At 68.4% G+C, this 19,996-nt stretch carries 19 protein-coding genes; 15 read left to right on the forward strand and 4 right to left on the reverse strand.

The genetic code is table 11. From position 1 onward, the window contains the following. The first annotated feature begins 36 nt into the window (after positions 1-36). The 4 genes from AP428_RS33300 (at position 37) to AP428_RS33315 (ending at position 5,198) form a co-directional block, all read left to right on the forward strand. A complete protein-coding gene (locus AP428_RS33300; RefSeq protein ID WP_011545516.1) occupies positions 37-891 on the forward strand; it encodes an AraC family transcriptional regulator in 855 nt (284 codons plus the stop codon). A 371-nt stretch (positions 892-1,262) separates the two neighbouring features. Continuing rightward, positions 1,263-2,732, forward strand: a complete 1,470-nt coding sequence (locus AP428_RS33305; RefSeq protein ID WP_011545517.1) for a benzaldehyde dehydrogenase — start codon at positions 1,263-1,265, stop codon at positions 2,730-2,732. 14 nt (positions 2,733-2,746) lie between these two features. Beyond that, the gene (locus AP428_RS33310; RefSeq protein ID WP_054928673.1) at positions 2,747-3,874 is read left to right on the forward strand and encodes an NAD(P)-dependent alcohol dehydrogenase; all 1,128 of its coding nucleotides are present in this window, start codon (positions 2,747-2,749) and stop codon (positions 3,872-3,874) included. Positions 3,875-4,028: 154 nt separating this feature from the next. After that, complete coding sequence (locus AP428_RS33315) at positions 4,029-5,198, forward strand: helix-turn-helix domain-containing protein (protein WP_226292092.1); 1,170 nt, start codon at positions 4,029-4,031, stop codon at positions 5,196-5,198. Between the two features lie 138 nt (positions 5,199-5,336). Here AP428_RS33315 and AP428_RS33320 read toward each other — a convergent pair whose 3' ends face one another. Beyond that, positions 5,337-6,239, reverse strand: coding sequence for a LysR family transcriptional regulator (locus AP428_RS33320; protein ID WP_011545520.1), 903 nt, complete (start codon positions 6,237-6,239; stop codon positions 5,337-5,339). A 158-nt stretch (positions 6,240-6,397) separates the two neighbouring features. Here AP428_RS33320 and AP428_RS33325 point away from each other — a divergent pair, with 158 nt between their 5' ends. Further along, on the forward strand, positions 6,398-7,174 hold the full coding sequence (locus tag AP428_RS33325) for an SDR family NAD(P)-dependent oxidoreductase (protein WP_054928674.1): 777 nt from the start codon (positions 6,398-6,400) through the stop codon (positions 7,172-7,174). A gap of 28 nt (positions 7,175-7,202) precedes the next feature. On the opposite strand, the gene AP428_RS33330 is transcribed toward AP428_RS33325, so the two are convergent. Beyond that, positions 7,203-8,405, reverse strand: a complete 1,203-nt coding sequence (locus AP428_RS33330) for a sugar transporter (protein WP_011545522.1) — start codon at positions 8,403-8,405, stop codon at positions 7,203-7,205. Between the two features lie 199 nt (positions 8,406-8,604). Between AP428_RS33330 and AP428_RS33335 the strand changes: the two genes are divergently transcribed. The 5 genes from AP428_RS33335 (at position 8,605) to AP428_RS33355 (ending at position 14,106) form a co-directional block, all read left to right on the forward strand. Further along, complete coding sequence (locus AP428_RS33335) at positions 8,605-9,279, forward strand: HAD family hydrolase (protein ID WP_011545523.1); 675 nt, start codon at positions 8,605-8,607, stop codon at positions 9,277-9,279. A 639-nt stretch (positions 9,280-9,918) separates the two neighbouring features. Beyond that, complete coding sequence (locus AP428_RS33340; protein WP_011545525.1) at positions 9,919-10,881, forward strand: cyclopropane-fatty-acyl-phospholipid synthase family protein; 963 nt, start codon at positions 9,919-9,921, stop codon at positions 10,879-10,881. 13 nt (positions 10,882-10,894) lie between these two features. After that, positions 10,895-11,989, forward strand: coding sequence for a methyltransferase type 12 (locus tag AP428_RS33345; RefSeq protein WP_011545526.1), 1,095 nt, complete (start codon positions 10,895-10,897; stop codon positions 11,987-11,989). 12 nt (positions 11,990-12,001) lie between these two features. After that, positions 12,002-13,057 carry a Rieske 2Fe-2S domain-containing protein gene (locus AP428_RS33350; RefSeq protein WP_011545527.1) on the forward strand — a complete coding sequence of 352 codons (1,056 nt, stop codon included), beginning with the start codon at positions 12,002-12,004 and terminating at the stop codon, positions 13,055-13,057. Next, a complete protein-coding gene (locus AP428_RS33355; RefSeq protein ID WP_011545528.1) occupies positions 13,054-14,106 on the forward strand; it encodes a Rieske (2Fe-2S) protein in 1,053 nt (350 codons plus the stop codon). Before AP428_RS33350 ends, AP428_RS33355 begins: the two co-directional genes overlap by 4 nt. Positions 14,107-14,140: 34 nt before the next feature. Here the strand turns inward: AP428_RS33355 and AP428_RS33360 are convergent, their stop codons facing one another. Together AP428_RS33360 and AP428_RS33365 are read right to left on the reverse strand one after the other, a co-directional pair. Beyond that, complete coding sequence (locus AP428_RS33360; RefSeq protein ID WP_011545529.1) at positions 14,141-14,848, reverse strand: succinate dehydrogenase/fumarate reductase iron-sulfur subunit; 708 nt, start codon at positions 14,846-14,848, stop codon at positions 14,141-14,143. Between the two features lie 92 nt (positions 14,849-14,940). Next, on the reverse strand, positions 14,941-15,183 hold the full coding sequence (locus tag AP428_RS33365; RefSeq protein ID WP_023476627.1) for a DUF6566 family protein: 243 nt from the start codon (positions 15,181-15,183) through the stop codon (positions 14,941-14,943). 177 nt (positions 15,184-15,360) lie between these two features. Between AP428_RS33365 and AP428_RS33370 the strand changes: the two genes are divergently transcribed. The 5 genes from AP428_RS33370 to AP428_RS33390 are packed head-to-tail and all read left to right on the forward strand — an operon-like array spanning position 15,361 to position 19,871. Continuing rightward, a complete protein-coding gene (locus tag AP428_RS33370; RefSeq protein WP_027808544.1) occupies positions 15,361-16,056 on the forward strand; it encodes an MgtC/SapB family protein in 696 nt (231 codons plus the stop codon). Beyond that, positions 16,053-16,376, forward strand: a complete 324-nt coding sequence (locus AP428_RS33375) for a hypothetical protein (RefSeq protein WP_011695012.1) — start codon at positions 16,053-16,055, stop codon at positions 16,374-16,376. The genes AP428_RS33370 and AP428_RS33375 overlap by 4 nt, the downstream gene beginning before the upstream one ends. After that, entirely contained in the window at positions 16,373-18,571 is a 2,199-nt protein-coding gene (locus tag AP428_RS33380; protein WP_011545533.1) for a VTT domain-containing protein, read from the forward strand. Before AP428_RS33375 ends, AP428_RS33380 begins: the two co-directional genes overlap by 4 nt. After that, positions 18,562-19,353 (forward strand): endonuclease/exonuclease/phosphatase family protein, encoded by a 792-nt coding sequence (locus AP428_RS33385; protein WP_011545534.1) that lies wholly within the window; start codon positions 18,562-18,564, stop codon positions 19,351-19,353. The genes AP428_RS33380 and AP428_RS33385 overlap by 10 nt, the downstream gene beginning before the upstream one ends. A 29-nt stretch (positions 19,354-19,382) precedes the next feature. Beyond that, a complete protein-coding gene (locus AP428_RS33390) occupies positions 19,383-19,871 on the forward strand; it encodes a phage protein NinX family protein (protein ID WP_011545535.1) in 489 nt (162 codons plus the stop codon). Positions 19,872-19,996 lie beyond the last annotated feature (125 nt).

The following is a 19,996-nucleotide window of genomic DNA, read 5'->3' on the forward strand; positions in this document are numbered from 1 at the left end:
CGTCCCTTATAAAGTCCCAAGTCGCAGGTTCCCGCCATGTTTTATCAGACGTCCAAATCGCACATTCCCGCCGACCGCGTGGCTGCGACCCGTCGCATCACGATGGCCGATTACGTGACGTCGTGGCACGAGCACGAAGAGTTCATGTTCCTGTTGCCGAGTCAAGGCACGCTGACGCTGACTTCGGAGTGTTCAAAACATTCGCAACGCATCGGCGCCGGCGTGCTTGCGATGGTTCCTGCCGGGATTTTTCACGACACGGCGAGCAATCCCGGAGAGCACTGCCATACGGCGGTCTATGCGGAGCGCGACTTCGTTTCGTTTTGTGCGCGCAAATCCAATGTCCGGATCGACGGGGGCGATGCACCGCGCTACTGCGTGCCGCCGCCTGCTCTGCTTGGGGCACTGCGTTTGCAAACACAGTTCGACGCGGGCGACGAAACGGAGGAAGCGCACGATATGGCGCGGTATCAGAACGATCTGGTCGATCGGCTGATTGCGTCGGCGTGCGTGGCGGCGGTGCTCGGCGCCGCACCGAGCGATGCCAATCCGAAGGTTTCGCGCGGGCAACTGGTCAGTGAAATCAAGGCGTACCTTGACGTCATGCTCGCGGAGCGGATCGATATCGAGACAATCGCCTCGGAATTCGCCATATCGCGACGTCATCTCACCCGGATCTTCCGCGAGGAGACCGGCGAAAGCCTCACCGATTATCAGCTCCGGCAACGGGTCATGCGCGCGCGTTCGCTCTTGAATGTTCCCGGCACGACCGTGCTGTCGGCAGCCCTGAGCGTAGGGATCGAATCGCCGTCCTACCTGGCAAGGCTATTTACCAAGTTCGGTCTGCCTGCGCCCCGCGATCTGAAGGCATCCCGTGCTCGATGCAACTGACGCCTCTTCACTTCCGACTTCTGTCGCCCCCGTTGAACTGGAACCACTCAGCCGGTAAATCCTGGCGTACCCGACCGCTCGCGATAAGCTTGCTGCCGGCGGTTGGACGCGGCGGCTCCAGACGGTGACGGTGAACGGCCGATGCCGCACCGGCAATATCTGCCACGTCATCACGCGGCGTGCGGCACAAGTCCACACGGCAACTGTTCAATTTCCGCACACCGAATCGTATCCACCCGCCAATCCATGCGGGCGCGACGGATGGGAAAAAACCCGGATACCCTCGTTTCACCGCCGTCCCCTACCCTCGCGCGCATGCCGATCGTCGCTCACGCAACGATCCGGCCGATCCGAAATCCCCAGGAGCGCACATGGATAGCAACACCCCCGCACTGTTCGACACCGACATCTGGCGCGGCAAGACCTTCACCGGCCGCTGGCATGCGAGCCCGCATGCGGCCGACGTGATCGAGCCGGCGACCGGCAACACGCTCGGCCGCATCGGTCTTGCCGACAGCTCGGCCATCGCCGAAGCATCAGCGACCGCGCACCGCGCCCAGCCCGCCTGGTTCGCCCTGCCCTACGACGACCGCGCAGCCGTCCTGCGCCGCGCCGCAGCCGTCGCCGAAACGCACGCCGATGCGATCGTCGACTGGCTCGTGCGCGAAAGCGGCTCGACGCGCGCGAAGGCGGCGTTCGAAACGTCCGTCACGATCAAGGCGCTGCACGAAGCGGCCGGGCTGCCATCTCGCGCGGCCGGCGAAGTGCTGCCATCAGCAGCCGGCCGGCTGTCGCTCGCGCGCCGCCGCCCGCGCGGCGTGGTCGGCGTGATCTCGCCGTTCAATTTCCCGCTGTACCTCGCGATTCGTGCGGTCGCGCCGGCGCTCGCGCTCGGCAACGCGGTCGTGCTGAAGCCCGATCCGCGCACCGCCGTGTGCGGCGGCATCGCGATCGCCCGCGTGTTCGAGCTCGCCGGCCTGCCCGAAGGCGTGCTGCACGTGCTGCCCGGCGACGGCGCGGCCGGCGCGGCGCTGGTCGCCGATCCGCACGTCGCGATGATCCAGTTCACCGGCTCCACCGCGGCCGGACGCAAGGTGGGCGAAGCGGCCGGCCGCCACCTGAAGAAGGTATCGCTCGAACTCGGCGGCAAGAACTCGCTGATCGTGCTCGACGATGCCGACCTCGACCGCGCGGTCGCGAACACCGCATGGGGCGCGTATTTGCATCAAGGCCAGATCTGCATGGCGACCGGCCGCGTGCTCGTACAGCGCGCGATTCACGACCGCTTCGTCGCGAAGCTCGTCGAGAAAGCGCGCAGCCTGCGCGTCGGCGACCCGGCCACCGGCGACGTCGGCCTCGGCCCGCTGATCAACGCCGCGCAACGCGACCATGCGGCGAGCGTGGTCGATGCGGCCCGCCGCGCAGGTGCACGCATCGAGACGGGCGGCGGCCATCGCGGCCTGTTCTTCGAGCCGACCGTGCTGAGCGGCGTCGCGCCGGGCAATCCGGCGTTCGACGAGGAAATTTTCGGGCCGGTCGCGATCGTCGTGCCGTTCGATACCGACGAGGACGCGATCGCGCTCGCGAACCGGACCGAATACGGGCTGTCGATGGCGATCCTGTCCGCCGACGTCGGACGCGCACTGCGGATCGGCGAGCGCCTGAACACGGGGCTGCTGCACATCAACGACCAGACGGTCAACGACGAAGTGATCAACCCGTTCGGCGGTGTCGGCGCATCGGGTAATGGCTCGAGCATCGGCGGTGCGGCAAACTGGGAGGAATTCACGCAGTGGCAGTGGCTGACGATCAAGGGCGAAGCGCCGCCGTATCCGATTTGACGAGGAGACCGACCATGTACACCGAACACGACACACGCGCCGTCACCGCGGCCGTCGCGCGCGCCGCCGGCGCGCCCTTCTCGATCGAAGCGGCCCGCATCCGCGCGCCGCGCGGCGACGAAGTGCTGGTGCGCGTCGTCGCGACCGGCTTGTGCCATACCGACCTGATCGTGCGCGACCAGTACTATCCGGTGCCACTTCCCGCCGTGCTCGGTCACGAAGGCGCCGGCGTGGTCGAGGCGGTCGGCCCGAACGTGAAGACGCTCGCCGCCGGCGACCACGTCGTGCTGACCTACGGCGCGTGCGGTCACTGCACGTCGTGCGTCGGCGGTCACGGCGCGTATTGCCGGCAGTTTTTCGCGCTGAACTTCGGCGGCGCCGACGCGGACGGGCAGACCGCGCTTCGTGACGCATCCGGCCAGCCGCTGCACGATCATTTCTTCGCGCAGTCGTCGTTCGCGAGCTACGCGCTCGCCCGCGAAAACAACGCGATCAAGGTGCCGAAGGAAGCGCCGCTCGAACTGCTCGGCCCGCTCGGCTGCGGGATCCAGACCGGTGCGGGCGCCGTCATCAATTCGCTCGCGGTGCGCACCGGCAGCAGCTTCGCGAGCTTTGGCGCGGGCGCGGTCGGGATGAGCGCGGTGATGGCCGCGCGCATCGCCGGCGCAACGACGATCATCGCGGTCGACATCGTACCGTCGCGGCTCGCGCTGGCGCTGGAACTCGGCGCGACGCACGCGCTCAACAGCCGGGAGGTCGACGTGGTCGACGCGATCCGGGAGATCACCGGCGGCGGCGTCGACTTCGCGCTCGAATCGACCGGGCTGCCGGCGGTGTTGTCGCAAGGGATCGACGCGCTCGGCTCGCGCGGCACGATGGGCGTGGTCGGCGCGCCGAAGCTCGGCACCAGGGCCGAATTCGACGTGAACAGCCTGCTGCTCGGCGGCCACACGATCCGCGGCATCGTCGAAGGCGACAGCGTGCCGCAGACGTTCATTCCGCAACTCGTGCAACTGCATCTGCAAGGGCGGTTTCCGTTCGACCGGCTGGTAAAGTTCTATCCGCTCGACCAGATCAACCAGGCGGCGGAAGACAGCAGCAAGGGGATCACGCTCAAGCCGATCCTGCGTTTGCCGCATTGAACGCAACAGGCGCCGCCGGCCGCACGCCGACGCACACGGCGGCGCCCCTTCCCGGGAAAATACCCGCCTTCGGGCACCGGGCTATATTACGCATTCGCGCGACACGCCAGGCCGCCACGCCTGGCCCGGACCTCGACTTCAAATGGAGCGCAGCGTGAACACGGCCCCTGAATCCCTTTCACGGCCGGTCGACCTCGACCGGCTCCGCGCCCGCTTCGCCGCGGGCGAGCCGCTGCCGGAAACGGCGTTGCCGGCCAGCGTCGCGCGTTCGTGGCTGCGTTCGCGCGACGCCGGGCTGCGGCCCTGGCAAACCGCCCGCTATGAAATGCAGCGCGAACCCGCCGAATCGCGCGCGGACCGGCGGCTCACCCGCTGCGTCGCGCAGGAGATCGAGCCGCTGTGGGCCGCATTCGGCGGCAGCGAATGGACGATCATGTGCGTCAATCCGCACGGCACGATCGTCCATGCGCGCCGCAGCCCGCAATGCGACGACGCGCTGCTCACGCCGATCGTCGCCGGGCGCCGGATCGTCGAACCGAACATCGGCACGACCGCGCCGAGCTGCGTGATTCACGACGGCGCCGAAACCGTCGTCGCGGGCGCGCAGCACTATCTCGACGAGTTGTCGCGAGTGTTCTGTCTGGCCGTGCCGCTCGTGGGTTTCGACGGCGAAGTGATCGGCGCGCTCGATATCACCGGCATCGGCCGGCGCAATATCGCGCAGCTGCGCGAGTCATTCCGGCACGCATCGCTGTCCGCCGAACAGCGGCTCTATGCGATATTGCGCGACTGCCATCTGCTGCAGGTGCAATTCGATCCGCGCTGGCTCGGCACGCCGCTCGCCGGCGTCATCGCGCTCGACGAAGCGGGCCGCGTGCGCGCGGTGAGCCGCCTGGCCCGCCAGATGCTCGATCTCGCGCCCGCCGGGCCGGTGGCGCCGGTCGATCTCCGGCAACTGTTTCCGGGCGCGACGCCCGCGCAGCAGCGCCGGTTGCTGACACCGGCACGTACGCCGCAGCGGATCGCGCGCGACGATGGTAGCCACGTATGGGTGCGCACCGTGCGTGCGCCGCTCGATCGCGCGACCAGGGCGCGGCACGCCGATGTGCTCGAAGACGCTGCCGACGTGTGCAACGTCGCGTCGGCCGCCGGCCCGCAGGCGAGCCTGCACGAACAGTCGCTCGACGCGATCCGCCGCGCGCTCGACGAGCACGACGGCAACGTGTCGGCGGCCGCGCGGCAGCTCGGTATTTCACGCACGACGCTGTACGCGAAACTTCGGCAGCTCGATGCGGCAGGGATCAGGCACGACGGGCCGCATTGACGATGCGGGGTGAAGTGAGCCGTGTGGCGATGGCGCCGATCCACGGCGGCCCAAAGTCGCCCGGGATCAACGATACGGGTGCGTCGGCACCATGATGACGCCGCAGCGTGTCGGCCCACGGCGCAGCCGCGACGATCCCTACTCCCGCCACGTCGCCTCCGCGAGCTTCGCCACCAGTTCGTCGTACACCACCCGGATACGACGCGGCATCGGCCCGCGCCGCGGCCGATAGACGTGCAGCTTCCACGGCTCGGGCTCGAGGCTCGGCAACACCCGCACGAGGCGCCCCTTCCTGACGTACGGCCGCACCAGATATTCCGAACACTGGCCGACTCCCACCCCCGCGCACACGGCCTCGATCTCCACCTCGGTGTCGTCCGTCAGGTAAGCCGGCGACGACGGCACGAACTGCTGCTCGCCGCGAAACATCCACGGCCACGGCCGCCCGCTTGCACGATCGATCAGGCACGTCACCGGCATCGCTTCGAGTGCCTTGCGGTTTTTCGGCTCGCCCAGCCGCCGGATCAGCGACGGCGCGGCCACCACCCACATCGGCAGCGGCCCGACCATGCGCGCGACGAAGCGGTTGTCGCCGATCGCGCCGACACGCACGCCGATGTCGATCTGCTCGTCGACCACCGGCGACGGCACGTCCGACAGCCGCAGATCGGGCACGAGCCCCGGATATCGCTGCATGAGGCCGGTGAGGATCGGCTGCACGTAATGCCGCCCCATGCCCGACGGCGCGGTGATCCGGACGACGCCGACCGGCTCGTCGCGCTGGCCGGTCGCGGGCCCGAACAGCCCGTCGACCACGGCCAGCGCGCCCTGCACCTCGCGCGCGAACGACTGGCCGAACGCGGTGATCCGGATGCTGCGGGTCGTCCGGTGAAACAGCGTTTCGCCGAGCATCTCCTCCAGTTCGCGCACCGCGCGCGTGACGACCTGCGGCGACACGCCGAGCCGCGCGGCCGCCTCGCGAAACGTCGGCGCCGCGGCGGCCGCGGCAAAGATCTTCAGGATGTCGAGGCGGTTGAGCATGGGAAGCCTTTATGATGCTCGCGAAAAAGCGATTTTAATTCCCCAAAAAGGAATTCTGAATGCGCCATTGTTCCATTTTTTTGTCGACGTCGAACGACCACAATGCGCATCAGACGTCGCTTCGACGCAACGGATCACCCCTCACGGAGAAACGCATCATGAACGCAAGCACGCACTCTGCCCCGCTCGACGGTCGCATCGCCCTCGTGACGGGCGCCAGTTCCGGCATCGGCCGCGCGTCGGCGATCGAACTCGCGCGCCGCGGCGCGAAGGTCGTCGTCAGCGCCCGACGCAAGGCCGAACTCGATCGACTGGTCGACGAGATCGCGACCGCCGGCGGCAACGCAACGGCCTTTGCCGCGGATGTCGCGAACGAAGCCGAGCTCCGCAAGCTATTCGATTTCACGGTGTCGACCCACGGACGGCTCGACGTCGCGTTCAACAATGCGGGCACGGAAGGCGTGTTCGCGCCGATGCTCGAGCAGGACGCGCAAAGCTACGACCGGGTGTTCGAGCCGAACGTGCGCGGCGTGTTCAATTCGATGAAGTTCGCGGCCGAGATCATGCTGCGTCAGGGCAAGGGCAGCATTATCAACAATGCGTCGATGGGCGGCGTCATCGGCTTCGAGAACGCGTCGGTGTATATCGCGAGCAAGCACGCGGTGATCGGGATGACGAAGACGGCTTCGATCGAATGGTTCAAACGCGGCGTGCGCGTCAACGCGCTGTGCCCGGGGCTGATCGATACGCCGTTCCATCACCGCGGCATCTGGGCGTCGGAGGAAGCACGGCTCGCCTTTGCCGAATCGACGCCGGCCGGCCGCTGGGCATCCGCCGACGAGATGGCGACGGTCGTCGCGTTCCTCGCGTCGGACGATGCCAGCTATGTGTCGGGGCACGCGCTCGTGGCCGACGGCGGCTATTCGATCGCGTGATGCACCGGCGGCGTGCCGGGCAGCGGCTTCACGGCGCGGGGGCCGCGAGCGCCGCTTCCCGTTTCGCGTGCAGCCGCAACGCGGCCCACGCGACCCCGGCCGCGAAGATTGCGACCACGCCGCCGAAGGTGCCGATCCACGGCAGCCCGAAGTCGCCCGCGATATGGTTGCCGAGCAGCGCGCCGGCGCCGATGCCGACGTTGTACAGCCCCGAGTAGATCGACACGGCCAGGTCGGTGGCGTCCGGCGCCAGCTTCAGTACCCACGCCTGCATCGCCAGCCCGAAGCAGACGATCGCGCCGCCCCACACCAGTGTGTGCACGGACAGCGTGACGATGTTCAGCGCGCACGGGAACAGGATCAGCAGGCAGCCCGACAGCGCGACGATCGACGCCAGCAGGAAATCGTCGGGCCGGTGCGGATAGACGCGATTGAAGCAGACCGCGGCCGGCAGGCCGGCGATGCCGAACAGGATCAGCACGTACGTGATCCGGCTGTTGCTCGCATGGTTGATGCTCTGCACGAACGGTTCGATGTACGTGTACGACGTGAAGTGCGCGGACACGACCAGCACGGTGATCGCATACAGCGCGACCAGCGCCGGCTTGCGCAGGAACACGCCGATGCTGCTCAGCGACCCGGCGCCCTGGCTCGGCAGCAACGGCAACGTGGCGCGCAGCAACAGCAGCGCGATGCCCGCCGTGCCCGCGATGATCAGGAACGTGACGCGCCAGCCGAACGCCTCGCCGATCACGCGTCCGAGCGGAATCCCGGCGACCATCGCGATCGCCGAGCCCATCGCGATCAGGCTGAGTGCACGGCTTTTGCGGTCGCTCGGCGCGAGCCGCACCGCGAGCGGGATCGAAATCGACCAGAACACCGCATGCGCACACGCGATGCCGAGCCGGCCGATCATCAGCACCGTGAAATTCCACGCGACGCCGGTCACGACATGGCTGCCGATGAACACCAGCAGCGCCACGCTCAACAGCTTGCGGCGCTCGACGTGGCGCGTGACGAACGTCAGCGGCAGCGACACGACCGCGACGGCCCACGCGTAGATCGTCAGCATCAGGCCGACGGCGGTCGGCTGCATCTGCAGGCTGTCGCCGATCGCGCTCAACAGCGCGACGGGCACGAATTCGGTGGTATTGAAGATGAAGGCGGTGAGCGCCAGGGCCAGAACGCCCCACCACGATTGTTCGGAACTGACGGCGTCGGGGGTTGCCATACGGGGATTCGACGAAGGTTGGGCGTGCGCGGGCGGCCCGCCCGGCGCATCGGCGCGATTGTACCAGCGGTGTTCGACCCGCCGCCGGGCGCGGTGCGTGCGGCGCGGGACATGGCGGTGACACGGCCGTGCGCCGATAATGTGACGCATTGGGTTTTGCCGACGATTTGCCCGACGATCATCGGGCCAGGAGAGTTACATGCGCATTGAAACGTCATTTCTGTTCGATCTCGACGGCACGCTCGTCGACAGCGTCTATCAGCACGTACTCGCGTGGAAGGAAGCGCTCGACGCCGAAGGCATCGAACTGTCGGTGTGGCGCATCCATCGCAAGATCGGGATGAGCGGCGGCCTGTTCCTGAACCAGTTGCTGCGCGAAACGGCCGGCGACATCGACGCCGAGCGCGTCGAGCGGCTCGCGCGGCTGCATGCGGCCGCGTACCAGCGGCTGCGCGCGCAGGTCCGGCCGCTGCCGGGCGCGCGCGAACTGCTGGCCGCGCTGTCGAATGCCGGCATTCGCTGGGCGATCGCGACCAGCGGGCGGATGGAAACGGCGGCGATCAATCTGGAGGCGCTCGGCGTCGATCCGGCGAAGAACGTCGTCGTCACGCGCGATCAGGTGAAATATGCGAAGCCGGACCCGGATTTGTTCCTGACTGCCGCCGCGAAGCTGAACGTGCCGATCGAGCATACGGTGGTGGTCGGCGACAGCATCTGGGACATGCTCGCCGCCGCCCGCTGCCGCGCGCTCGGCGTCGGGCTGCTGGCGGGCGGGTACGGCAGCGACGAACTGGAACGCGCCGGCGCGCTGCGCGTGTACGACGATCCGGCGGATCTGCTGTGGCACCTCGACGAGGTGGCTGCGCGGCCGTAGCCGTAGGCGCCGGTCCACCGCGCCCGATCCGCTCCTGCGGGAGCGGGCGTTTCAGTCGAGCTTGACGTCATGCGGCCGCACGAGCTCGTCCGGCCGGATAGCCGCGCGCGCGCGATCGTTCGCGTCGCGGCTTTTTTCGATTCATCGAATCGAAACAATCCCCACCGCCATTGACAAGCGCGATTTTAATATTTTTATTCACACCTGTTTTCCTGTGTTTTTAAAACACACGGGAAGATTCTTGAAAAATCGAATCGCCTTTCATATAACAAAAATACTTCGTTTCCGGTTCACGATCGCAGTGCCAGAATCGTGAAAATACGCGTTGCGTACGGAGCCGAACCGGCCAGCCGGCGCCAGCCTCGTCGCCAGATGTCCCAGGCGCGATATCGGGCCTGTGTCGCGATGTGGCGTCGTAGCGCCCTTTCCGCCATTTATCCGGGGATTCTATAAATGCGCACGGATCTTTCACCTTCATAACGTTTCGACCGAAGCATTACCTCGATTTATTCGATCGCACGATCACGGGTATCGGCCGGGGTATTTTTGTGCCGGCGTTTCGTAAAAACGTGCGCCGCCGCTCGATCGGCGCGCATTGTTTTGTCCGGTTTGACGGAAATGGACGACGCGAGGATTTCGATGAATCAGATCAGCGAACAGGCGATCGCCGAACTGCGCGCGCCGCACCTGGAACCCGCCCTGCCGATCCGGGTGCTGCATGGCGAGACGGTGAGCGATTACGAGCGGAAAGTGCAGACGACCTACGCCGGCAGCCCGGACGACTGGCGCAAGGCGATCGGCGAGTACCTGTTGTTCCAGTTCGGTGTGTACGACGATCCGCGCTCCACGCCGCCGATCTCGCTCGATGAATCGGGCATTCGCTACTTCGAACGCCAGCTTCATCTCGCCGGCTTCGACGACCCCGTTCCCGCCCGGGTCGAACGCATTCTCGACATCGGCTGCGGCTGGGGCTACATCCTCAAGTATCTGGCCGGCCGCTTCCCCGGCTGCATGCGCCTCGACGGTATCAACGTCAGTCGCGAACAGCTCGACTACTGCGCCCGCTTTCATGCGCAACACGGGCTCGCGGAACGCATCAACCTGTATCAGTGCAACGCACAGGACGTCGATCGACTGCCCGATCCCGCGACACCATACGATCTCGTGATCATTCGCGGCGTGATCTCGCATTTCCCGAACGCGCTGTACGAAAAGGCGATGCGCGCGCTGCATGCGCGTGTACGCGGCGGCGGCTCGGTGGTCATCTCGGACAATCTGTACAACGTCGACCTGAGCGAATACGCGTCCGACACGCCCGACGAGGTCGACCGGATCGCATGCAAGCACCGCAAGACGCCCGATTATTTCAGGCAGGTGCTGATCGACGCCGGGTTCGCGATCCGCGACATGCGCGTGCTGCCGTCGAACATCGACGTCGCGCGCTGGCTGATGGATGCCAAGGCCAACATCGACCGCCATTTTCCGCACCGTGCGCCGGACACGCTGGAAGAACTGCGCGTGCTCGCCGAAAACTGGTCCGTCGCGCTGATCAAGAACAAGGTGTCGACCTACAGCATCGTCGCGGTCAAACCGGACGCGTAACTTGGAGAGCCGCATGCAAGCATCCGGAACGCCACGCGCCACGAGCGCCCCGCCCAGCGAGACGCAAACGCTGGTGCTGCCGCTGCCGCATCTGTCGCTGCCCGTCGCACGGCACCCGCAGCATGAAGCAATCGAGCGGCAGCTCGCGATCGACGACTACCCGTACATCGTGCAGCACTATCGCAGCGACGCCGCGGCGCGCCGTTTTCTCGCGCAGCGCATTCCCGCGTATGGCAGCCTGTGCTACCCGAATGCGCGGCCCGATCGCGTGTACGCGCTCCACCGCATGATGCACGTCACGACGCTGATGGACGACGCCTTCACGCATCTCGCACGCACCGGCGATCAGGCGGGGCTCGACACGTTGCGCGAGCATTTCCTGGCGGCCGTCGACGGCACGCCGCCGCCGGCCGACGCACCTTCCGCGCGGCTGCTGCACGACACGCTGCAGTTGATGCGCACCCAGAGCGAGGCGCGCCCGGCCTTCTGGCGGCGGTTCGTCGAATGCATCCGCGAGCAGATCCATACGCAGGCCAGCCCGACGGCAACCGACGCAACGCGCCTGTCGTTGGCCGACTATCTGGCGTTTCGCCGGGTCGAGGGCTTCGGCCACTGGATCACGCTGCTCACCGAATACGCGCTCGACATCGACATGGGGCAGCGCCTCGCGCAACACGCGGCACTCGCCGATGCGCGCGATGCGACGATCGATTCGGTGATCCTCGTCAACGACCTGTTTTCGTTTCGCAAGGAATGGTCCGCGCACGAGCGATTCAACGCCGTGTGGATCCTGATGCGCGTCGAGCAACTGAACGCACAGGCGGCGCTCGACCGGCTGGCGGTACTCTGCATGTCGAACGAACGCCGTCTGATCGACGCGCGTGAAGCGGTCGCGACGGGCGCGCTGGCCGGCGACGCCGACGCGCAGGCCTACGTGACGGAGCTGTGTTACATGAGTGCCGGCAATGCGGAGTTTCATGCATTCAGCACCCGCTACCACGGCGACGATCTCGGCGGCGGGCGCTTCGCCGGCGGCGCAGTCGCGATGACGGCGCTGCCGACGCTCGAGGAAATCGCGGCGGCGGACCGGCATGCTCGGCCCCGGTGACTGGAGACGCACATGCACGCACCGCTCCCTCTTGTGCCCGAACCCGCCGCTGCTTCGCGACATCGCTATCCGGACGGCTGGTTCGCGCTGGCCTACAGCCGCGACGTCAAACCAGGCGCGCTCGTCGTAACGCGCTTCATGGGCGCGGACGTCGTGCTGTATCGAACGGCATCCGGCCTGATTCGCGCGGTCGCGCCGCATTGTCCGCACCTCGGCGCGCATCTCGGGCACGGCGGCGTCGTGCGCGGCGAGGAGATCGTATGCCCGTTCCATCACCTCGCGTTCGCGCCGGACGGCACCTGCGTGCGCGCCGGGCGCGACGGCAAGCCGCCCGCCGCCACGCTGCGGCAGCGCCCCGTATGCGAATGGAACGGCCTCGTGCTCGCATGGCAGGACCGTGCGGGCGCAGCGCCGTCGTGGTCGCTGCCCGAACTCGACCTCGACGGCTATTCGCGGCCGCGCGGCCAGTGCCACACGCTGAACGGCAGCCTGCAGAATCCGGCCGAGAACGGCGTCGACATCAATCATTTCAGCCCGGTGCACGGCTGGTCGAACCCGGTGCTGGAGCCGCCGCAAGCCGACGGCCACCGGCTGACGATGCGCTCGACGCTCGTGCTGCTCGGGCAGCGGCTGCTGCTGGACATCACGATGCACGGCCTGGGCTGCATGGCCGCGCGCATGGAACTGCCGGACCTCGGGCTGCACGCGCGGGTCGTGCTGTTCCCGACGCAGATCGAACCCGATCGCTGGACCTGCCGCGAATTCGTCGCGCTGCGCGTCGAACGTGCGTCGGCGTGGCCGTCGCCGCTGCGCCGGGCCCTGCACGAGGTCCTCGCGAGCGCCGCATACCGGCTGTGGTTCGTGCCGCAATTCAAGCGCGACCTGCGCATCTGGGATCACCGCGACTACGACGCACGCCCGACGCTGATGGCCGGCGAGCTGCCGATCATGACGTTCCGGCGCTGGGCCGCGCAGTTCTACCCGGCGCCCGGCGGCGACGCACCCGACGGGCGAGACGGCCCCGTGTCGGCGGCCATCGCACATGCCGATCGGGAATTCGCGCGATGAGTGCCATGCCGATGCAGGAGCGCGCGATGCATGCAGCCGGCCCCGTCGACGAAACCGCGCCGCTGCCCTATCCGGACGGGTGGTTCGCGCTGTGTTTCAGCCGCGAGCTGAAGCGCGGGGCCGTGCTCGCGACGCCGTTCATGGGACGCGACGTCGTGCTGTACCGGACGGCCTCGGGCGTCGCCTGCGCGGTCGACGCGTATTGCCCGCACCAGGGCGCGCATCTCGGCCACGGCGGCACGGTCGACGGCGAGCAGATCGTCTGTCCGTTCCATCACTACGCGTACGGCCCCGACGGCCGGCGTATCGCCGCCGGCTGCACGAAAGGCGGCCAACGGCCGACGCTTCGCACCTGGCATGTGCGCGAGTGGAACGGCTTCGTGTTCGTATGGCAGAACGCCGACGGCCTGGCGCCGACCTGGGAACTGCCGGAAGTGGACATGACCGGCTTCTCGGCACCGGTCGGCCAGGCATTCACGCTACGCGGCGTGATGCAGAACCTGCCGGAAAACGGCTTCGATCTCGAACATTTCGGCGCGCTGCACCGCTGGAAGGACATGAAGCCGCATACGCCCGTGATCGACGGCCCGCGCATTTCGATGCAGGTGGACATGGCGTGGAAGCACATCAAATGGCGCACGCTGATCGGCGTTCACGGCCTTGGCTGCGTGTCGTCCGACCATGAAATGAAGGCGATCGGCCTCGAAGCGAAGATCTTCGCGTGCGGCGTGCAGATCGCGCCGCTGCGCTGGACCTTCCGTGACGGTATCTCGTTCCGCTTTTCGTGGCTGTCGAGGTGGCCGGCCCCGGTGCAGCGGCTCGTCTACGCCGTGCTCGGCCGGTTGCTGCACCGGCTGTGGCTGGTGCCGGTGTTCAAGGAAGACATCATGGTGTGGGGCAATCGCGACTACACCGGCTACGGTACCCCGGTCGCAGGCGACGGGCCGTACCCGGTGTTCCAGCGATGGGCGCGGCAGTTCTATCCGGCCAGTGATCGGGTTGCGGCACGGCATCGCGCCGCGCAGGCGGACGCGTTCGCCGGGAAATAGCGGGAGTTGAAGCCCGGCTTCGGGATATCCTGCCTCACACCGTCCGCCTGACCAGCATCGTCCGGATCTCCGAAATCGCCTTGGTCGGATTCAGCCCCTTCGGGCACACGTCCGTGCAATTCATGATCGTCCGGCAGCGGAACAGCCGGTACGGGTCCTCGAGATCGTCGAGCCGCTCGGCCGTCGCGAGATCGCGCGAATCGGCGATGAAGCGATACGCCTGCAGCAGCCCGGCGGGACCGACGAACTTGTCCGGGTTCCACCAGTAGCTCGGGCACGACGTCGAACAGCACGCGCACAGGATGCATTCGTACAGCCCGTCGAGCTGGTCGCGCTCCTCCGGCGATTGCAGCCGCTCGCGCGCGGGCGGCGTCGTGTCGTTGATCAGGTATGGCCGGATCGAGTGGTACTGGTTGAAGAAATCGGTCATGTCGACGATCAGGTCGCGCACCACCGGCAGCCCCGGCAATGGCCGCAGCACGATTTCGCGCGGCAGCGTCTGCATGTTGGTCAGGCATGCGAGGCCGTTCTTGCCGTTGATGTTCATCGCGTCCGAGCCGCAGATGCCTTCGCGGCAGGAGCGCCGATACGACAGCGTCTCGTCGTCGCACTTCACGCGGCCCAGCACGTCGAGCAGCATGCGGTCGTCCGGATTCACGTCGATCTCGTAGCGCTGCATGTAAGGCGCCGCGTCGCGGTCGGGGTCGTAGCGATAGATATGCAAGGTGCGCGGATCGCTCATCGGTTCCTCCCGGCGCGGGCCGGCGTGGGTTCATGGGGTACTTGCACGGCGGGGCGCTGTCGCGGCACACGGCGCCGCAAGCGCGATGCCGGTCAATCGTCGTCCACGCGCTTGTCGATCAGATAGCGGCCGCGCTCGAGGCCCGCCCGCAGCGCCTCGACCTCGGTCAGCCATTCGGGGCCGGCGGCTTCCGGCACCACCAGCTCGATGCGTGCGCCGTTGACGTACACCTGCACCTCGTCGCGCCATGCGCCGCGCTCGTTGGGTCGCGCCCACACGAAAATCTCGTGGCCGCGATACGGGTCCCGAACCTGTGCGTCCTGTTGATGTGCCACGGTGGCCTCCTGTCTTATCTGCGATAGCGATGCAAAAAATGCGCGCCGCATGCTCGCCAGGCGCGCCGTCGGCCTTGCGCGCACGCGCCGTGCCCGGCCGGCACGCTGCTTGCGTCCCTTTTCCGCATCGAACCGCTACCGGGCCCGCTTCACTTAGGGCCGGAAGGGATGCACATCATGATCGGCCACCTCGAATTACTCGGACGCCTGCTGCTGGCCGCGCTGCTCGGCAGCGTGATCGGGCTCGAACGCGAACGCCTCAACTGGGCCGCCGGGCTGCGCACGCACATGCTCGTGTGCGTGGGCTCCGCGCTCGTGATGCTGGTGTCGACGTTCGGCTTCGAGGACGTGCGCGGGCAGAACGGCGTCGTGCTCGATCCGTCGCGGGTCGCCGCGCAAGTGGTGTCCGGCATCGGCTTTCTCGGCGCGGGCTCGATCCTGCTGCGCGGCGAAGTGGTGCGCGGGCTGACGACGGCCGCGAGCCTGTGGGCGGTGGCCGGCGTCGGGCTCGCCGCGGGTGGCGGCATGGTGGTTGCGTCGGTCGGCGCGACGGCGATCGTGCTCGCGATCCTCGCGGGCGTGAAACCGCTCGAGCGCCGCTTCATCGCGCAGCGCCAGCAGCGCACGCTGCAGCTCGTGGCCGAGCGCGGCGGCCTCACGCTCGGCACGCTGCACGAGGCGCTCGGCCCCGGCCGGGTGCGCGTGAAACGGTTCATCGTCCAGCAATCGGACGACGATCCGGACACCGACGACATCTCCGTCTCGTTCTCGCGCACGAGCGGGCCGGAATTTGCGGCGATCTGCGAGACGCTGCAAAACATCGCGTGCGTACGGACCTGTCAACCCGACACCTCGTCAAGGAGTTTCGTGTGACCCAGACCGACCTGCTCTCCTATCTCGTGACGAGCCAGCTCGCCGCGCGCATGCGCAGCGGAACGTGGCTCACGACCAGCCAGCTGGTGGGCGCGCTGCGCGCGTGGCTCGCGTGCCAGCACGCCGAATGCGACTGGCTCGACCGGATCAGGATCGCGCACGCGTCGGCGACGATCGCGCAGGAGATCTACGACATCGCGGTCGCGGATGGCGAGCATGCGCGGCTCGACGCGCATTCGCCGGAGTTGCAGGGGCTTCGGGCACGCTGCGATGCGCTGCTGCAGCGGATCGACGGCAACCGGGACGTCGGGGCCCGATGATCGCGCCGGATCGCGTGACCCGCGCCGACGACCGGCGCATCGACGCCGCGTCGGCGGACGGCCCGTCGCGGCACGGCCTGCTCGAACGCGGGCGCAACTGCGACACGATCCGCCACGCGGACCGCTTCACGATGCTGGTCGACGGCGACGCGTATTTCTCGACGCTGCGCGCCGCGCTGCTGCGTGCGCGCCATACGGTGTTCATCGTCGGCTGGGACGTCGACAGCCGGATGCGGCTCGCGCCGGGCGGCGCGGACGACACGCTGCCCGACACGCTCGCGGCCTTCCTGCATGCGCTCGCGTCGGCCCGTCACAACCTGCGCATCTACGTGCTCGCGTGGGATTTCGCGATGATCTACGCGCTGGAGCGCGACTGGCCGCCCGTGTATCGGGCCGGCTGGCGCGCGCATCGCGGCATCCGGTTCCGGCTCGACGATGCGCACCCGCGCGGTGCATCGCATCACCAGAAGCTGGTCGTGATCGACGACCGGCTCGCGTTCGTCGGCGGCCTCGACCTGACGCGCGCCCGCTGGGACACGCCCGCGCATGCGGCCGACGATCCGCGCCGCCGCGACGAGCAGGGCATGCCGTACGGGCCGTTCCACGACGTGCACGCGATGTTCGACGGCGACGCGGCCGCCGCGATCGGCGATCAGGCGCGGGCCCGCTGGCTGCAAGCGTGCGGGCGCCCGATCGCGATCCGCGCGCAGCGGCATCTCTACCGGCCCGACGACGACGATCCGTGGCCGCGCGAGGCGCGCGTCGACGTGCGCGACGTGCGGCTCGGCATCGCCTATACGGCGCCGCGCCACGGCGGGCGCGAACCGGTGCGGCAGGTGCGCGCGCTGGTCGAGGACACGATCCGCGCCGCGCAGCGGCACCTGTATGTCGAAAACCAGTATTTCACCGCGGCGGTGGTGCGCGACGCGTTGTCCTCGCGCCTCGCCGATACGGACGGGCCGGACGTCACCGTCGTCGCGCCGCGGGTGCAGAGCGGCTGGCTGCAAGAGGCGACGATGGGCGTGCTGCGCGCGCGGCTGCACGCGACGCTCGCGTCGGCCGACCGCTTCGACCGCTACCGGCTGCTGTATCCGCACGTCGACGGGCTTGGCGACGCGTGCGTGAACGTGCACAGCAAGATCGCGATCGTCGACGACGAATGCATCGTGATCGGCAGCGCGAACCTCAATAACCGCTCGATGGTGCTCGATACCGAATGCTGCATCGCGCTCGTCGCGGCCGGCGATCCACGCATCCGCGGCGCGATCGCCGGCATGCGCGAGCGGCTGCTGGCCGAGCATCTCGGCACGACGCCCGCCGAGGTGGCCGACGCGTTCGCGTGCGGCGAACGGCCGAACGTCGTGCTCGACCGGCTGCGCGCAAAACCCGGCCGCACGCTGCGCACGCTCGATCCGGCCGTGTCGCCGCAATTCGAGGCGCTCGTGCCGGTCAGCGCGCGGCTCGACCCCGAGCAGCCGATCGAGCCCGACCGGTTCGTCCGCGAATTCGTGCCGCACGAACAGCACCGCTCGCTCACCGCGCGCTTTTTCGTGCTGGGCGCGATCGTGCTCGCGATCGCCGCGCTGGCGCTCGCGTGGCGCTTCACGCCGCTGGGCGCGCACCTGAACGTCGCGTCGCTGTCGCACGCGGTGGCCGGCATCGCGCGGCTGCCGGCCGCGCCGGTGCTGCTGCTCGCGGCGTACGTGGTGGCGGCGACCTGCGCGGTGCCGATCACGCTGCTGATCGCCGCGACGGGGCTCGTGTTCGGCGCGTGGCCGGGCTTCGCGTATGCGGGCATCGGCTCGATGGCGGCCGCCGCCGCGACCTACGCGCTGGGCCGCTGGCTCGGGCGCGACGCGGTGCGCCGGCTCGCCGGCCCGCGCGCGAACCGGCTGAGCGAGCACATCGGCCGGCGCGGCGTGGTCGCGATGGCCGTGCTGCGGCTGCTGCCGATCGCGCCGTTCACCGTCGTGAACCTCGTCGCCGGCGCATCGCACATCGGGCTGCGCGACTACCTGATCGGCACCGCGCTCGGGATGCTGCCCGGCATCGTGCTGACCGTCACGTTCGCGCACCAGCTGACTGCCGCGCTCAGCCATCCGGGGCCCGGCGCGTTCGCGTGGCTCGCGGCGATCGGCCTCGCGCTGGTCGGCGTGTCGATCCTGCTCGTGAGGATGCTGCGACGATGGCGCTGAGCAAACAACCGGCCCCGGCGCCGCACGTCGTCACCGCCGACGCGGCGCCCGCCGCCGCGCCGGGCGGGCGCGACCTGCGGATCGCGACCTACAACATCCACGGCGGCTACGGTGCGTGGTCAGCGCGTGCGGTCGACCGGATCGCGGCCGTGATCGACGAACTCGACGCGGACGTGATCGCGCTGCAGGAAGTGCCGCTCGGCGGCACACGCGCGCCGGACGTGCTTGCGCACCTGCGCGACGCGACCGGCATGCACGCGGCGGCCGGCCCGACGATCGACACGCCCGAGCGCCGCTACGGCAACGCGGTGCTGTCGCGCTGCCCGATCCGCGCGGCGCGCACGCTCGACCTGTCGTTCCACCCGCGCGAGCCGCGCGGCGCGCTCGACGCCGACATCGACTGCAGCACGGGCCCGATCCGCGTGGTCGCGACCCATCTCGGGCTGTCGGCCAGCGAACGCAGCGCGCAGGTGCAGCGGCTGCTCGCGGCATTCGATACGGGCGCGATGCCGGTGATCCTGCTCGGCGACATCAACGAATGGTTCGTGCGCGGCCGCGCGCTGCAGGCGCTCGTCACGCGGTTCCGGCGTGCGCCGGCGCCGCGCACGTTCCCGACCGTGTGCCCGGTGTTCTCGCTCGACCGGATCTGGATTCATCCGGGCGAGCTGCTGGTCGACGTGGTCGTGCACCGCAGCGCGCGGGCGCGGCACGCGTCGGACCACTACCCGCTGGTGGCGCGGATGCGTTCGACGCCCGCGACGGGCACGGCGCTTGCGCTGTGACGCGTTTTTCGATCCGACGGAGGCAGCCCATGCGAACCGACGCACTCGACGGAAAGGATCTCGATTACTGGTGCGCACGCGCGTTGTGCGCCGATGACGAAGACACGCTGCGCTTCACGGCGGTCGCGCCGACCGTGGTCGTGACGGCCGCCTGCGACGCGTTCCGGCATCTCGACGCACCGTTCGCGCCGTCGGCGTCGTGGGCCGACGCGGGCGCGGTGCTCGATCGCGTGGAGGATCTGCGGATCGCCCGCCACGGCGACGACGTCGAATGCGACGCGACCTTCGTCGACGGCCCGTCGACCTGCGGCGCGCATGGCCACACGGCGCGTGAGGCGCTGCTGCGCGCATTCGTGCGCGCACGCTTCGGCGACGAGGTGGACGCGCCGCCGCCGTTCCCGCACCGGATCGAACATGGCGCGGTGGTGCGGTCTGACCCGGGTGTGCCGATCCCGACGACGGACGATGATGCCGCGACGGGCGACAGTTCGGATATCCGCTCCATACCGCGCATGTAGTACATACGTGGGCCTGGCGCTCATGTAAAAACGACAGGCCCCTTCAAACCGCCTTCCCCTGCACGCCCCCGTCCTGCTGACGTTCGCGCAGCAGGCACGCAGGTTGCGACGAACCGGCTTTACCG

The sequence above is a fragment of the Burkholderia sp. E168m22 genome (assembly GCF_001319805.1).
GTDB classification, from domain to species: Bacteria; Pseudomonadota; Gammaproteobacteria; order Burkholderiales; family Burkholderiaceae; genus Burkholderia; species Burkholderia orbicola.